This window comes from Caenimonas soli (assembly GCF_013155545.1).
In the GTDB taxonomy this organism is placed as follows: Bacteria; Pseudomonadota; Gammaproteobacteria; order Burkholderiales; family Burkholderiaceae_C; genus Ramlibacter; species Ramlibacter soli.
In genome coordinates, this window is sequence record NZ_JABJVV010000005.1 from 115,186 (window position 1) to 130,684 (window position 15,499).

Consider the following 15,499-nt stretch of genomic DNA (forward strand, 5'->3'; position numbering starts at 1 on the left):
CTCATGAGCTTTCCCATCTTTCACCGCCCCGGCACCGTGGTCTTCCTGGACGACGATCCCGATTACCTGGAAATGCTGGCCATGGTGCTGCCCCGGCACTGGCACGTGAAGCTGTTCCTGCGGCCGGTCGAGTGCATCAACTACCTGCAGCAGGAGCCGCCGTTCTGGGAAGCGGACGCCTGGAACCAGCAGCAGCTGATCGACCAGTGGCGGGCGGGCCGGCCGCTGATACCGCAGGTGCTGGGCTACTGGTCCAAGTACACCGAGCGCTACGCGCTCACGCGGGTTTGCGTGGTCGACTACTCCATGCCGGCGATGGACGGCTTGCAGGCCCTGGGCGAATTGGGGGACTGGCCTGGCTCGCGGGTGCTCCTGACAGGCCAGGCGGACGAGCAGGTGGCCGTCCGCGCCTTCAACCGCGGCCTGATCGACCAGTTCATCGCCAAGCAGACACCGGACATTTCGCGCCGGTTGATCGAGGCTGTGGAACATCTGCTGGGCACACCGAACCCGCGTCACGCCCAGACCTGGAGGGCATCTCTCGGTCCGGCCCAGAACGCGCTGCTGCGCATCCCCTCGGTGGCGCGCGACCTCGCCGGGTTTGCGGCCAAGCGCTGGATCGAGCACGTGGTCATCGGGGATCCTTTCGGCGTGCTGGGAATGGATGCGTCAGGCAACGTGAGCTGGCTGCAGCTGGAGACGCTGGACGGCCTCACGGCACTGGCGGAGCTGGCCGAACTGGAAGGTGTCCGGGCCGCCGGGCTGGACGACATCCGCTCGGGCCGCAAACTCGCGAATCTCGAACTGCGGCAGTCGCTCGGCCGGACCGAGCCGCCCGAGCTGACCGCCGCCTTCCCCGTGGGCCAGGATGCTGCCTTGCTGGGCGCCGTGTTCTCGGTGGACCCGGCCCATTGCCCGGACCCAGCCAACAGCTACAGCAGCTGGCTGGCGCGCCAGGACAAGCGCAATGTGCAAGGCTGAGGCCCAGCCTGCCTTCATGCGTCTAGCTCCGGCCCGCCATCGCCCGCGCGCGGCGGGCGATCGGCCAGTCCCACGGCTGGAGAATGGGCGCCGCCTCGCGCGCCACGCGCTCGACGTGCGCCATTTCCGCTTCGGTCAGGCCGGCGCTCAAGGTCAGGCGGACCATCGCGCGGTTCTTGCTCGTGGCCGGTGCACAGAAGATCGAACCGATGACGTCGCGCTCTTCCAGGACATCGCGCAAGCGCATTGCGGCGGACTCGGTGCCGGCTTCCAGCGAGATGATCTGCTCGGTGCCTTGATGGATCGGATACCCCGCATCACTGAGGCTCGAGCGCAGCCTCGCAGTGTTCGCGTGCAGGCGGGCGCGGGCGTCGTCGCTGCGGCGGATCACCCCCAGAGTGGCCGCCAGGCCCGCCACTTCATGCGGCAGCAGCGACGAGCTGAAGATGTTGGGGAAGGCCGAGATGAGCGTGTAGTAACGCATGCTGGCCGGTGCCGTGAAGAAGCCCGCGCGTCCGGCGAAAGCCTTGGCCAGGCTCGCAGTGATGAAGTGGACGCGGTGCGTCAGGCCCAGCTGCGCGCAAAGGCCGGCGCCTGCGGGGCCATGGGTGCCCAGCGAATGGGATTCGTCCACCACGATGATGCTGTCGTACCGCTCGGCCACCTCGACGATCTCGCGCAGGGGACACAAGGCTCCGGTGGTGCTGTACACCGAGTCCACGACCACGACGCCGGGCCCCTTCAGTTGAAGCATGCGCTCGAGGTGCGCCGGGTCGTTGTGGCGGAATGCATGGGCCGGCGCTTTGGCCGCTCGCGCGCCTTCCCACAGCGACATGTGGGCCAGGCTGTCCAGGTACACCGGAGTCTGCTCGTCGGCGATGATCTGCAGCAGGCCCAGGTTGGCCGCATAGCCGGACTGGCAGAGAAAGCCGTCCTCCTTGCCGATCCAGTGGGCGAGCCCTTTTTCCAGGGCATGCGCCGGGTGGCTGTCCAGCAGGAAGACGCCGGATTGGACCACCGCCTCGGTGTCCTGCCGCAGCGCAGAAACCTGCGCCTGGACGATCTCCGGGTGGCCGGTCACGCCCAGGTAATCGTTGCCATCGAGGCGGACGGCCCCGGGGCCGGCGGGTCTTCCGTGCAGGACGAACTTGCCGCCCCACTGCTGCGTCCAGCGCGCGGAGAACTCCCGGTCGATACGATTGCGAAGAGCGGCGGGGAGACGGGGCTCGCAGGAGGGGGTCTGAACGACGGCTTCAACTACTTCCATGGTGCACCTGTATAGAAATGGGTGCGCCCATTGAAGAGGCAATTGGGAATTTTCGCCGCCTACCCCCTGTCAGGTCTGACAGGGGGGTGCCCAAAAAGCTCGCTGGTACTGATGCAACCAGTTACTGATTAGCCAAAAGGTTCCAAGTCAGATACCGAGGCTCGAGGATTTCACGCAAGCTTGCCATGGCACTGCTTGTATTTTTTACCACTGCCGCATGGGCAAGGATCGTTGCGGCCCACCCGCGGCACCGCGCCGACGGCGGGCGCCTGCTGCCGCGTCGTGCTCTCGTCCACGCGGGATTCCGCCTCTCCGGTTTCGGTGGGCGCCGTGTAGGTGACATTGGCGATGCGCTCGGCGCGGTCTTCCAGGTCCTCGGCGGCCTGTTCCAGCTGCTCGCCCGACTGCACGGACACCGTCATCAGCACCTTGGTGACTTCGTTCTTCACCGAGTCGAGCAACTGGCCGAACAGCTCGAAGGCCTCGCGCTTGTATTCCTGCTTGGGTTGCTTTTGCGCATAGCCGCGCAGGTGGATGCCTTGGCGCAGATAGTCGAGCGCCGAGAGGTGCTCGCGCCAATGCGTGTCTATGCTCTGTAGCAGCACGATGCGCTCGAACTGCGTGAAGTTCTGCGGGCCCACCTGCTCCACCTTGACGTCGAACGCCTGGTTGGCCGCCGCGACCACCTTCTCCAGCAAGTCCTCGTCGGTGATGCTGCTGGCCGACTGCACTTCTTTTTGCAGCGACAGCGGGATGCCCCACTCGCCGGCCAGCACCTTTTCCAGTGCCGGCAGGTCCCACTGCTCTTCGACGGATTCTGCCGGCACGTACTGGTGCACCAGGTCGGTGAAGCAGCCCTGGCGCAGCGACGCGATCTGCGCGGAAAGATCCGCCGCGTCGAGGATGTCGTTGCGCTGCTGGTAGATCACCTTGCGCTGGTCGTTGGCCACGTCGTCGTATTCGAGCAGCTGCTTGCGGATGTCGAAGTTGCGGGCCTCGACCTTGCGCTGCGCGCTCTCGATGCTGCGCGTGACGATGCCCGCCTCGATGGCCTCGCCGTCGGGCATCTTCAGCCGCTCCATGATGGCCTTGACGCGCTCGCCGGCGAAGATGCGCATCAGCGGATCGTCCAGGCTCAGGTAGAAGCGCGAGGAGCCCGGGTCGCCCTGGCGCCCCGACCGGCCGCGCAGCTGGTTGTCGATGCGGCGCGACTCGTGACGCTCGGTCGCGATGATGCGCAGGCCACCCTGTTCCACCACGAACGCGTGATCCTTGGCCCACTGCTCGCGTAGCTGTGCAATGCGCGACTGATTGGTGCCCGCATCCAGCGTCTCGTCGGCTTCCACCGCCTCGACGGCTTTTTCGACGTTGCCGCCCAGCACGATGTCGGTGCCTCGGCCCGCCATATTGGTGGCGATGGTGATCATCTTGGGCCGGCCGGCTTGCGCCACGATCTCGGCTTCGCGCGCGTGCTGCTTGGCATTGAGCACCTGGTGCGGCAGGTCTTCCTTGTTCAGGAGCTGGTCGATGATCTCGGAATTCTCGATCGAGGTCGTGCCCACCAGCACCGGCTGGCCGCGTTCGTAGCACTCGCGGATGTCCTTGATCGCCGCCTCGTACTTCTCGCGTGTGGTCTTGTAGACGCGATCGAGCTGGTCGTCGCGGCGGCTCGGCTTGTTGGGAGGGATCACCATGGTTTCCAGGCCGTAGATTTCCTGGAATTCATAGGCCTCGGTGTCGGCCGTGCCGGTCATGCCCGCGAGCTTGCCGTACAGGCGGAAATAGTTCTGGAAGGTGATCGACGCCAGCGTCTGGTTCTCGGCCTGGATCGCCACGCCCTCTTTAGCTTCCACGGCCTGGTGCAGGCCGTCGCTCCAGCGGCGGCCCGACATCAGGCGGCCGGTGAACTCGTCGACGATGACGACTTCGCCTTCCTGCACCACGTAGTGCTGGTCGCGGTGGTACAGGTGATTGGCCCGCAGCGCCGCATACAGGTGGTGCATCAGCGTGATGTTGGCCGGGTCGTACAGCGTCGCGCCCTCGGGGATCATTCCCAGGTTGAACAGGATGCGCTCGGCGTTTTCATGGCCCTGCTCGGTGAGGAACACCTGATGGGTCTTTTCGTCGAGCGTGAAGTCGCCCGGCTTGATGATGCCCTCGCCGGTGCGCGGGTCGGCTTCGCCTTCCTGCTTGGTCAAAAGCGGCACGACCTTGTTCATCGCGATGTACAGGTCGGTGTGGTCCTCGGCCTGGCCGCTGATGATCAGCGGTGTGCGGGCCTCGTCGATCAGGATCGAATCGACCTCGTCGACGATCGCGTAGTTGAGGCCGCGCTGCACGCGGTCCGCCACCTCGTAGACCATGTTGTCTCGCAGGTAGTCGAAGCCGAATTCGTTGTTGGTGCCGTAGGTGATGTCGGAGCGGTAAGCGGCCTGCTTCTCCTCGCGCGGCATGTTCGGCAGGTTGACGCCGACGGACAGGCCCAGGAAGTTGTAGAGCTTGCCCATCCACTTGGCATCGCGATTGGCCAGGTAATCGTTCACCGTGACCACGTGCACGCCCTTGCCCGTCAGCGCATTCAGGTAAACCGGCAGCGTAGCCGTCAGCGTTTTGCCTTCACCGGTGCGCATCTCGGCGATCTTGGTGTTGTGCAACGCCATGCCGCCTTGCAGCTGCACGTCGAAGTGGCGCATCTTCATGACGCGTTTGGAGCCCTCGCGCACGATCGCAAAGGCCTCCGGCAGGATGTCGTCGAGCGCCTCGCCCTTGGCGACGCGGTCCTTGAACTCCTGCGTCTTGCCGCGCAACTCGTCGTCGCTGAGCTTCTCGAACTGCGGCTCCATCGCGTTGATCAGCTCCACCGTCTTGCGGTACTGCTTGAGGAGTCGGTCGTTGCGGGAGCCGAATATTTGGGTGAGGAGGTTCTTGGCCATGAATGCAGTGCTGCCCTGCCAAGCGTTTGGAGCCAGCAGGGCAGCGCGATCCCAGTTGTTGTCAGGATGAAATGGGGCTGACGGCGGCCAAAGCAATAGCCGCTATCAGCAGGAAAGCTGGGGATTTTACCTGCGGGAGGCGGTCCGCACGCCAGGAAGGTCTCGTCCGGCCGCCAGGAACTTCTGCGGGTCCTGCGGGACCCCCTGCACCATCACCTCGAAGTGCAGGTGCGGCCCGGTCGAGCGCCCGGTGGTGCCGACGTCGGCGATCTTCTGGCCGCGCTTGACCAGGTCGCCCTTTTTCACCCACACCTTGGAGGCATGGGCATAGCGGGTGATGAGGTCGTTGCCGTGGTCGATCTCGACCATGTTGCCGTAGGCGGGATGGGCCTCCTGCGTTACCACGACCCCGCCGGCGGCGGCCAGGATGGGTGTGCCCTGGTCGGCCTGGAAATCCAGCCCCGTGTGCAGCGCCGAACGGCCGTTGAACGGATCGATGCGCCAGCCGAACGCCGAGCCCACATGCCCGTTGCGCACCGGTTGCTGCGTGGGCAACATCATGTTGCGAATCTTCTGGTCCAGAAGGCGCGATTCGACCACGGTCATCAGGTCGGTGTTGTGGCCGGTCAGCTTGTCCAGGTCGGCCAGGGTCGCCTGGAGTTCTTCCATTGACAGCGGCCGTCCGGAAATCAGCGCGCCGCCTTGCGCCGCAGCCACACGGATGTCCCCCGGATTGATGCCCGCCAGCCCCGAAACCCGGTCGCCCAGCGCTTCGAGCTGGACCAGCTTGGCCTGCATCTCGCCGAGCTTGCGAGCCATGGCGTCGAGGTTCTCGCGCATGAAGCGATCGCGCTGCTCGAACTCGTCCTTGACGACGAATTTCACCAAGGTGCCGACGACGGGCCAGCCCTCGCGGGCGCCCTTGAGGAACACCCAGTGGTACAGGCCGGCGGCCAGCATCATCAGTACCAGCGACAGGCCCATGAGCGCCGCCATGAGCCTGGTGCCGCTCAGATGAACGGCACGACTCTTGGCCAGCCACGCATCCGTGATAATGAAATGCACTGCTATCCCCTCATGACAACGCCCTCCCCGAACCGTCGCCTGCATCCTGTGACGCTGCTGCAAGCTGCTGAAGACTCGCCCACATTGGCGCGGCTCTCGCAGCTCGCCCGCGAATCGGGCGAACGGCTCAAGGCGGTTGAACTGTTGATCCCACCTTCATTGCGTTCCGCCGTGAGGCCCGGGCCGATCGATGGACCTGCCTGGTGCCTGCTGGTGGACAGCAACGCCGCGGCCGCGAAGCTTAGGCAGGTAGTCCCTGCTCTGATAGCTCATCTGTGTGGCCGCGGATGGCAGGTTAACTCAATCCGTTTGAAGGTCGAAATAGCCGGAAAGTAAACATTTCCACCGCTCGGACCTTGGATTGTGCCGATCGTCGGCTGACGAGCTACCGCTTACAAAACGGTTACAAGCCCAGGCTGTTCTTTGTCCGGGACTTACGCAAGTGTCCTGCATGCAGGCGCCCCGGAAATCCTCCCCAAACCAGTGCTCTTCCATGCACGTCGCCGGGCCGGTCCCGACGCCGATCGCGTGAAGGCGCCGCCGGACTCGCGTGCATTTCCGAGAAAGCTGAGTGTTCACAGCCATTTGGGAAAAACTTTCCGGATCGCGAAGCGATTGGCACGTTGCATGCAACTCCAGCTGAATCACACACTGGAGGTCCTGCAATGGTTACTGAATTCAAGCGCCGGACGCAATGGCTGCTGGCGGCGCAGCTGGTGCTCGCCGCGGCCGGCCTGCACGCCGAGACCGTGGCCCGCTACGGGATTTCGATGGCCGACATTCCGCTCACGACGGGGCAACCCGATCGGGGCGCCGGCGCCTACCAGTTCACCGGCCATACGCTCTATGACCCGCTGATCGCATGGGAAGCCAACATCGGCACGCGTCCGGGCAAGCTGGTCCCCGGCCTGGCCACCGAATGGAAGGTCGATCCCAAGGACAACAAGATCTGGCGCTTCACGTTGCGCAAGGGCGTGAAGTTCCACGACGGCTCCGAGTTCAAGGCCGACGCCGTGGTCTGGAACCTGGAGAAGGTCCTCAACGACAAATCGGCGCAGTTCGACGCCAAGCAGAGCGCCCAGGTGCGCCCGCGCATCCCCTCGATCGCCTCGTTCCGCAAGATCGACGACTACACCGTGGAGATCACGACCAAGGATGTAGACGCGCTGTTCCCCTACCAGCTGCCCTGGTTCCTGATCGGCAGCCCCGCGCAGTGGGAAAAGCTGGGCCGCGATTGGAACAAGGTGGCCGGCCAGCCTTCCGGCACCGGGCCGTTCCGGCTCGACAAGCTGGTGCCGCGCGAGCGGGCCGACCTGGTGAAGAACGCCGCTTACTGGGACAAGACGCGCATCGCCAAGACCGATCGCATCGTGCTGGTCCCGATCCCGGACGCGGTGACGCGCACCAACGCGCTGCTCAATGACCAGGTCGACATGATCGAGACGCCCCCGCCGGACATGATGCAGCAACTCAAAAGCTCCGGCTTCAAGCTGGTGCAGAACGTCACGCCCCATGTCTGGCCCTACCATTTCAGCACCCAGCCCGGCTCGCCCTGGACCGACATCCGCCTGCGCAAGGCGGCCAACCTGGCGATCGACCGCGACGCCATCGTCAAGCTGCTCAATGGCCAGGCCACGGCGGCGAAGGGCCAGCTCGATCCGACCAGCCCCTGGTTCGGCAAGCCGAGCTTCGACCTCAAGTACGACCTGCCGGCGGCGCGCGCCCTGATGGCGCAAACCCCCTATGGCAAGACCAATCCGCTCAAAACCAAGATCATCATCGCCCAAGGCGGAACGGGCCAGATGCTCTCGTTGCCGATGAACGAGTACCTCCAGCAGAGCCTGGCCGAAATCGGCATCCAGCTCGAGTTCGAGGTGGTGGAACTGGAGAACCTGTACCTGCACTGGCGCAGCGGCGCCAAGGCCGACATGAACGCCGGCAAGGGCATCACCGCAATCAACCTGGGCTACGTCACCGCCGATCCGTTCTACGCGCTCACCCGCTTTGCCTACGGGCGCTACATCGCGCCGAACGGCGTCAACTGGGGCGGCTATGTGAACGCCAAGGTCGACGACGCGATCGACAAGGTGCGGACCAGCTTCGACACCAAGGTGCAGGACAAGCTGCTGGCCAACGTGCACCAGCAGATGGTGGACGAAGCGCTGATGCTGTGGGTGGTGCACGATGCCAACCCGCACGCGCTGTCGCCCAAGGTCAAGCAATTCGTGCAGGCTCAGCACTGGTTCCAGGACCTGACCACCATCGGAATGTAAGAGCCCGGGCTTCCACCAATGCTGATCTACCTGTTCAAGCGCCTGCTGTATGCGCTGCCGATCGCGCTGGGCGTGACCGTGGTTTCGTTCCTGCTGGTCTACCTCGCGCCGGGCGATCCGCTCAATGCCATCGCCCCGGCCGACGCGCCCGCCGAAGTAATCACCGCGCTGAAGACCAGCTACGGCCTGGACCGCCCGATGCCGGTGCGCTACGCGCTGTGGCTGGCCCGGGCCGTGCAGGGCGACCTCGGCGCCTCCATCGCCACCGGCCGCCCGGTGATCGCGGAGGTGCTGGGCGCCGTGAGCAACACGCTGGTGCTGGCCGCGATGGCGGCGCTGGCGGGTGTCTGCGTGGGCTGCGTGCTCGGCGGGCTGGCGGGCTACCACGCTGGCGGCTGGATCGACCGGGTGGCCAGCGCCATTTCAGTCGTGGGCGTCAGCGTGCCGCATTACTGGCTCGGCCTGGTGCTCACCATCGTGTTCTCGATCCGGCTCGGCTGGCTGCCCGCAATGGGCGCCGGTCCGGGCGGATCTGCTGCATGGGCCTGGGATGGAGCGCACTTGCGGCACTTGGTCCTGCCCGCTGCCACGCTCTGCGTCATCCCGATGGGCATCATCACGCGCACGGTGCGCGCGCTCGTCGCGGACATGCTGAACCAGGAATTCGTGGTGGCGCTACGGGCCCGCGGCCTCGGCGGCCGGGCGGTCTTTCGCCACGTGACGCGCAACGTGGCCCCAACGGTGCTCGCCGTCGCCGGGCTGCAGGTCGGCTACCTGATGGGCGGCTCCATCCTGGTGGAAACCGTCTTCGCCTGGCCCGGCACCGGCTTCCTGCTCAATACCGCGATTTTCCAGCGCGACATCCCCCTGCTCCAGGGGACCATCCTGGTGCTGTGCCTGTTCTTCGTCGTGATCAACCTGACGGTGGACGTGGTCCAGCCCCTGATCGACCCGCGCATGGGTCGCGCGTGAATACCTCAATGTCTACCGTGCTCGATCCGTCCCTTCCCGCCGGCGGGCAAGCCCGTCCCGCGATCGCCGCGTCGCGCGACAAGCGCAGCCGCAGCTACTGGAGCCTGGTCCTGCGCCAGCTCGGCCGCGACCCCGTCACCGTCGCCAGCGCGCTGCTCGTGCTGCTGATCGTCGCTTCGGCCGTGCTTGCGCCCTGGATCGTGCCGGGTGACCCCTACAAAGCCAGCATGCTGCGCCGCCTGCTGCCAATCGGCAGTGCCGGCTTCCCGCTGGGCACCGACGAACTGGGCCGCGACATGCTGGCCCGCTTGCTGCACGGCGGCCGGCTTTCGCTGCTGATGGGCGTGCTGCCGGTGCTGCTGGCTTTCGGCATCGGCACCTCCATCGGCCTGTTCGCGGGCTACGTGGGCGGCCGCGCCAACATGGTCATCATGCGCACGCTCGACGTCTTCTACGCCTTCCCCTCAGTGCTGCTGGCGGTGGCGGTAGCGGGCGCGCTAGGACCGGGCATGAGCAATAGCCTGATCGCGCTGACCCTGGTCTTCGTGCCGCAAGTGGTTCGCGTCGCCGAGAGCGTGACCACCCAGGTGCGCAAGCTCGACTACGTCGACGCGGCCCGCATGAGCGGCGCGGGGACGCTGTCGATCATCCGCGTCCACGTGCTGGGCAACGTACTCGGCCCGGTCTTCGTGTACGCCACCGGCTTGGTCAGTGTCAGCATGATCCTGGCTTCGGGCCTGTCCTTCCTGGGGCTGGGCGTCAAGCCGCCCGAGCCCGAATGGGGCCTGATGCTCAACACCCTGCGCTCGGCCATCTACCTGAACCCCTGGGTCGCAGCCCTGCCCGGCGCGATGATCTTCATGACCTCGATCGCCTTCAACCTGCTGGCCGACGGCGTTCGTTCGGCCATGGACATCCGCCGATGAAACAGTCCCCGATTCCCCCGCTGCCGACCGCCCGGGGCGGCCCCGCCCAGCCGTTGCTGCTGGTGCGCAACCTGCGCAAGCAATTCTCGCTCGGTGGCGGCCTGTTCGAGCGCCGGCGGCGCGTGGTTCGCGCCGTCGACGGCGTGAGCTTCAACGTCGCCAAGGGGGAAACCCTGGGCATCGTCGGCGAATCGGGCTGCGGCAAGTCCACCACGGCGCGCCTGATCGCTCGACTGATCGAACCCGAAGGCGGCGAGGTGGTTTTCGACGGTGAAGGCGTCGGCGAATACGGAGGCATGGCGTTGCGCGAATTCCGGCGCAACCTGCAGATGGTGTTCCAGGACTCGTTTGCCTCGCTCAACCCGCGCCTGACGGTTCTCGAATCGATCGCCTACGGGCCGCAAGTCCATGGCGTCAGCCGCGCCGCCGCCAACGAGCGCTCGCGCGCCCTGATGTCACGGGTTGGCCTGCCGCCGGAATTGATGGGATCGCGCTATCCGCACGAGCTTTCAGGCGGCCAGCGCCAGCGCGTCAACATCGCCCGCGCGCTGGCGTACGAGCCGCGGCTGCTGATCCTGGACGAGGCGGTGGCCGCGCTCGACAAGTCGGTCCAGGCCCAGGTCCTCAACCTGCTGCAGGAACTCAAGGCCGAACGGGGCCTGACTTACCTGTTCATCTCGCACGACCTTCATGTCGTGCATTACCTGGCCGACCGCGTGATGGTGATGTACCTGGGCCAGGTCGTGGAGATCGCTCCAGTCGAACAGCTGTACAGCCAGCCCCGTCACCCCTACACCCTGGCGCTGTTGTCGGCGGTGCCGTCCATGGACCCTGCACGGCGAACCCAGCGCCCGCCGCTGTCGGGAGACCCGCCCGAGGCCGCCGCTTCCACCGGCGGCTGCCGCTTCCGCGACCGCTGCCCGCAAGCCCATGCGGCGTGCGAGGCGCAGGCGCCGGTCCTGCGCGAGACTGCGCCGGATCACTGGGCAGCCTGCCATCTGGACCTGGCACCTGGGTGGAATTCCCGCGCCGCCGCGGCCCTGGAGGCCGCCGCATGAAGCCGGCGCCACTGCTGTCGGTGCGCGGACTCGGCGTCCAGTTCGGCGGGGAGCGCAAGGTCGAGGCTCTCAGCGACCTGAGCTTCGACCTCGGCGCCGGCGAAGTGCTGGGCATGCTGGGCGAATCGGGATCGGGCAAGAGCGTCACCCTGCGCACATTGCTGCGCCTGCATGCGCCCCGCACGACGCGCATCACGGGGCAGGTTACGGTGGGCGGGCAGGACGTCTTCGCGCTGGGCGGCGCCGAGCTGCAGCGCTACCGCGGCGCCACGGTGGCGATGGTCTTCCAGGAGCCGGGCCTGGCGTTCGATCCGGTCTACACCATCGGTGCGCAGATTGCCGAGTCCGTTCGCGCGCATGAGGCAGTGGACGGCGCGGCAGCGCGCGCTCGCGCGCTGGAAATGCTGGAGCGGGTGCAGATTCCCCAGGCTCGGCGCCGGCTGGACGCCTACCCCCACGAGCTGTCCGGCGGCATGCGCCAGCGGGCGATGATTGCACTGGCCCTGGCCTGCAGGCCCCGTCTGCTGCTGGCCGATGAGCCCACGACCGCGCTCGATGCCACGGTGCAGATCCAGATCCTCCTGCTGCTGCGCGAGCTGCAACGCGAGATGGGCATGTCGGTCATCTTCGTCACCCACGACATCGGCGCCGCGGTCGAGGTCGCCGACCGGATCGCGGTGATGTACGCCGGCCGCATCGTCGAGGAAAACGCGGTCGGCGCCCTGGTCGCATCGCCGCGCCACCCTTACACGGCCGGCCTGCTGGCCTCGGCGATCGGCACTGCCAGCCGGGGCCGCCCGCTGCCGACCGTAGGCGGCTCGCCGCCCGACCTTTCCGCCCTGCCGCCCGGCTGTGCCTTTGCCCAGCGCTGCGGCGCGGCGCGGGCCCGATGCCGCGCGGAGCTTCCGCCGCTGGCGCACGAAGGAACCCAGGCGCTGGCTTGCTGGCATCCCTTGCCGCTGGGAACGGCCGGGGCGTGAAGACTCGCGTGCGGGGCCGCTTGGCCGACGAGGTGTGCAGGCAGATCGCCGATGAAATCGTGCTGGGCCGGTTCGAGCCGGGTTCGCGCCTGGATGAGGCCATGCTGGCGAATCGGTTCGGGGTGTCGCGAACCCCCGTGCGCGAAGCCCTCAAGCAACTCGTCAGCACCGGTCTCGTGGGATACCGGCCCAACCGCGGATCGGTGGTGGCCAGCCTGGACGCGGCGCAGCTGGACAGCATGTTCGAGGCCATCGGCGAACTCGAGGCCGCCTGCGCGCGCCATGCGGCGCTGCGCATGACCGAAAGCGAGCGGGAAACCCTGCGCAGCCTGCATGCACGCGGGCGGCAGGCCATGCAGGCGCGCGACCTCGATGGCTACGACGCCCTGAATCTAGAGCTGCACGTCACCATCCTTCAGGGCGCGCACAACGCGGTGCTCACGGAAACCGCTGTCTCCCTGCGCCAGCGGGTCGCGCCCTTCCGCCGGACCCAGTTCCGCAACCTCGAGCGCATCGGCGAATCCTTCGTCGAGCACTGCGCGATTGTCGATGCGCTGCTGGCGCACGATGCGGCCTCAGCCTACCGCGAGATGCGCAACCACCTGCTGTCGGCCCGCGGTGCGGCCAGCCAGTTGGCGCCAGCGTGGTCGTCCGCTGCGCCCGCGCAGGCTGGGGATGGTGCCGATTGTCGGATTCGCACTGACGACCTACCGCATCGACCGGTTGAATCCGCCGCCGAAAGCGGACATGACGCTCGAATTCCTCTCCGGCAGAAAAGTAGTTGATGGAGATGGCCGAAGCACAAGCCACGCTTTGAGTTAATCGAAAGTCGCTGAGGATCCGCTGGCTCTCTTTGAGAAGCTGAATACGAGAGCCCCGACCGGCCCGTTCTCTCCGGGTGGACGCCTCACATGCGTTTGCGGCAAAATCACCTGTACCGGATGCGTATGGGGCCTTCCGTCGCCCTTGGCCCAGTGCTCTGCAATCGCGTGCTGATGTTCCATGCTTTCGCCTCCTTGCGCGTAACGGGTCGAGGGGCCTGTCGACTCCGAACCAGAGCGGAAATTCTGCACCCTCGGCTACTCATTGGCCACCGTCTCGCGCGGTCGGACGACCCGATGTCGCTCGCCGTGCGCTCGGCGGGCTTGCTCATCAATGAAGGGGGCCCCTGGTGATCGTTGCCGCCGAGGGCTCGGCCTCGCATTCCTGAAAAAGCCTTCGAGCGTGTCGCCTCGATTACGGGCTCGTCCCGTGCAGCCACCGTTACTTGTTGGCCTCGTACTGCCAGGCGCCCGTCTTGAAGACGTTGTTGGGATCGACCTTTTCCTTAAGGGCCCGCAGCCGCTTCATGGTGTCTTGCGGAAACACCTCCAGCATTTCCGCTTCGCTCTCGGGCATCGCATTGTTCAGGTAGGAGGTCACATGAAAGCGGCTCAGCTTCGCCACCAATTCACCGCACCACCTCTTGCTCGCCGCTCGTTGTGAGGCGTCGTCGTCCGGCCAGCTGGTGATACAGCTGCACCAGAGGCGCCCCTTGCGGCCGGCAAAGGAAGTGGAGGCCGGATCAGCCCTGCCCACCGCTGCATCGACCTCCATAAAGAGGATGAACGTCGAAAGCTTCGAGGCAAACTCCGGCTTTTCGCTCCAGTGCTTCACCGCCACATCCACGATGCTGTTCACCGCGCTGGTGTCGCGGGGATCCCAATTGATGAACACGCCCTTGTCCCAGTAGTTGGTGTTGAATGGAACCAACGTATCCAGCGCCGCCTGAAGGGCCGTGTATGGCAGCTGCGTGTCGTGGCGCACCTGGGCCCCGCCTCCGAATGACGCCAACTCGTCGCACGTGGCCTTGGCCGCGGCTTCGGTCTCACCGACGATCAGCGGCACCACACCACATACCGGCAGACCATCGGGGGAATGCATGAACACGAACTGAAGCGTCTCGGTCTCCTTGCGGTCGCCACGGCCGATACGCCCCATCCATGACGTCATCACTTCCTTTGCCTTGTCCGCTGCCCACAAGATAGGCGCGCTGCGGATGATTCCGCCGTTGGGCATGTCGCGAAGTCGAACTACGAACTCGGTCACGATGCCGAAGCTGGCGCCGTTGCCACGCATACCCCAGAACAGCTCCGGATCGCTCGCCTCGTCCACACGGATGACCTCTCCCGCTGCGGTGACCATCTCGTAACTGACGATACTGTCAACGACAGGTCCCAGCCAACGGCTCAGATGACCAAGGCCGCCTCCCAGCGCGACACCCGCAAATCCCGTGTGGGAGACCGAGCCGGTGATACATATAAGGTTATGGAGGGCCGTCTCGTGATCGACATCGCCCCCGTCGGCGCCCGCCTGGATATACGCCAGCTTCTTCTCGGGATCGACGCTGACAGCAGTCATCTTCATCAGGTCGATCACCACTGCGTTATTGGCCATTCCGTAGGGCGAATGCGCGCCCTTTCCTCGCACCGCGATCGGGATCTTGTTCGACCGACAGTAGTTCACGGTCGTCACGATGTCACGCACACCCGAGACGACGGCGAAGGCCAGCGGGTTCGCTCGCAAGTTCAGGTCGCGGTTCCATCCGCGCGAGCGCGCGGCTGTGAAAGCGTCCTCGTCTTCGCGAGTGATCAGCGTTCCGCGGAGGGCGGCTTTGAGGCTAGCGAACGGACTTTCTTCCATGGTTTGGTCCTCCATATGCCGGAAGCGAATCGTGGAACCAAGGGCTGCTGCCCACACTACTGCCGCTAAGCGCTTTCGTATGGGCAATCTGGGCACGTATCTCACAGCAGTTCGGGGTGCGAGTCAATGGCCAGGTAGTTCTCAGGGTTTTCTTACGTCACCGCTGGGCAGCCACACACGGAGCACAGCTCTTTTTCAAACTCTCTTGGCACCGGCGAGGTGGGCAAGTCGCGCTTGAGCAGCGGCCCAAAGCCGTTGACTTCTGCACAACCGACGTTTAGGTGCAGTCTCCTCTTGAAGAGTGGGGTTGCCACGCGCACTGGTGGCGATGCCCGGCCGTAAGGCGCCAAGTTTAGCTGGGA

General features: G+C 65.7%; 12 protein-coding genes. 8 read left to right on the forward strand and 4 right to left on the reverse strand.

All coding sequences use genetic code 11. The features are described 5' to 3' along the window. Positions 1–3 precede the first annotated feature (3 nt). Complete coding sequence (locus HNE04_RS09240) at positions 4–981, forward strand: DNA-binding transcriptional response regulator (protein WP_207717504.1); 978 nt, start codon at positions 4–6, stop codon at positions 979–981. 22 nt (positions 982–1,003) lie between these two features. On the opposite strand, the gene cqsA is transcribed toward HNE04_RS09240, so the two are convergent. The 3 genes from cqsA to HNE04_RS09255 all read right to left on the reverse strand — a co-directional run bounded on the left by cqsA (position 1,004) and on the right by HNE04_RS09255 (position 6,246). After that, the gene (gene cqsA / locus HNE04_RS09245; protein WP_172218249.1) at positions 1,004–2,248 is read right to left on the reverse strand and encodes an alpha-hydroxyketone-type quorum-sensing autoinducer synthase; all 1,245 of its coding nucleotides are present in this window, start codon (positions 2,246–2,248) and stop codon (positions 1,004–1,006) included. Between the two features lie 170 nt (positions 2,249–2,418). After that, a complete protein-coding gene (gene secA / locus HNE04_RS09250; RefSeq protein ID WP_172218250.1) occupies positions 2,419–5,181 on the reverse strand; it encodes a preprotein translocase subunit SecA in 2,763 nt (920 codons plus the stop codon). Between the two features lie 126 nt (positions 5,182–5,307). After that, on the reverse strand, positions 5,308–6,246 hold the full coding sequence (locus tag HNE04_RS09255) for a M23 family metallopeptidase (RefSeq protein ID WP_172218251.1): 939 nt from the start codon (positions 6,244–6,246) through the stop codon (positions 5,308–5,310). A 12-nt stretch (positions 6,247–6,258) separates the two neighbouring features. Here HNE04_RS09255 and HNE04_RS28005 point away from each other — a divergent pair, with 12 nt between their 5' ends. The 7 genes from HNE04_RS28005 (at position 6,259) to HNE04_RS09290 (ending at position 13,240) form a co-directional block, all read left to right on the forward strand. Beyond that, a complete protein-coding gene (locus tag HNE04_RS28005; RefSeq protein ID WP_172218252.1) occupies positions 6,259–6,582 on the forward strand; it encodes a hypothetical protein in 324 nt (107 codons plus the stop codon). A gap of 329 nt (positions 6,583–6,911) precedes the next feature. After that, positions 6,912–8,519, forward strand: coding sequence for an ABC transporter substrate-binding protein (locus HNE04_RS09265; protein ID WP_172218253.1), 1,608 nt, complete (start codon positions 6,912–6,914; stop codon positions 8,517–8,519). Positions 8,520–8,537: 18 nt separating this feature from the next. Continuing rightward, the gene (locus tag HNE04_RS09270; RefSeq protein ID WP_172218254.1) at positions 8,538–9,491 is read left to right on the forward strand and encodes an ABC transporter permease; all 954 of its coding nucleotides are present in this window, start codon (positions 8,538–8,540) and stop codon (positions 9,489–9,491) included. An 8-nt stretch (positions 9,492–9,499) separates the two neighbouring features. Next, complete coding sequence (locus HNE04_RS09275) at positions 9,500–10,417, forward strand: ABC transporter permease (RefSeq protein ID WP_172218255.1); 918 nt, start codon at positions 9,500–9,502, stop codon at positions 10,415–10,417. Continuing rightward, entirely contained in the window at positions 10,414–11,475 is a 1,062-nt protein-coding gene (locus tag HNE04_RS09280; RefSeq protein ID WP_172218256.1) for an ABC transporter ATP-binding protein, read from the forward strand. The genes HNE04_RS09275 and HNE04_RS09280 overlap by 4 nt, the downstream gene beginning before the upstream one ends. Beyond that, positions 11,472–12,455: an ABC transporter ATP-binding protein gene (locus HNE04_RS09285; protein WP_172218257.1), complete on the forward strand. Its 984-nt coding sequence runs from the start codon at positions 11,472–11,474 to the stop codon at positions 12,453–12,455. Before HNE04_RS09280 ends, HNE04_RS09285 begins: the two co-directional genes overlap by 4 nt. Before the next feature lie 20 nt (positions 12,456–12,475). After that, positions 12,476–13,240 carry a GntR family transcriptional regulator gene (locus tag HNE04_RS09290; protein ID WP_235964894.1) on the forward strand — a complete coding sequence of 255 codons (765 nt, stop codon included), beginning with the start codon at positions 12,476–12,478 and terminating at the stop codon, positions 13,238–13,240. 478 nt (positions 13,241–13,718) lie between these two features. On the opposite strand, the gene HNE04_RS09295 is transcribed toward HNE04_RS09290, so the two are convergent. Beyond that, positions 13,719–15,137, reverse strand: coding sequence for an FAD-binding oxidoreductase (locus HNE04_RS09295; RefSeq protein WP_172218259.1), 1,419 nt, complete (start codon positions 15,135–15,137; stop codon positions 13,719–13,721). Positions 15,138–15,499 lie beyond the last annotated feature (362 nt).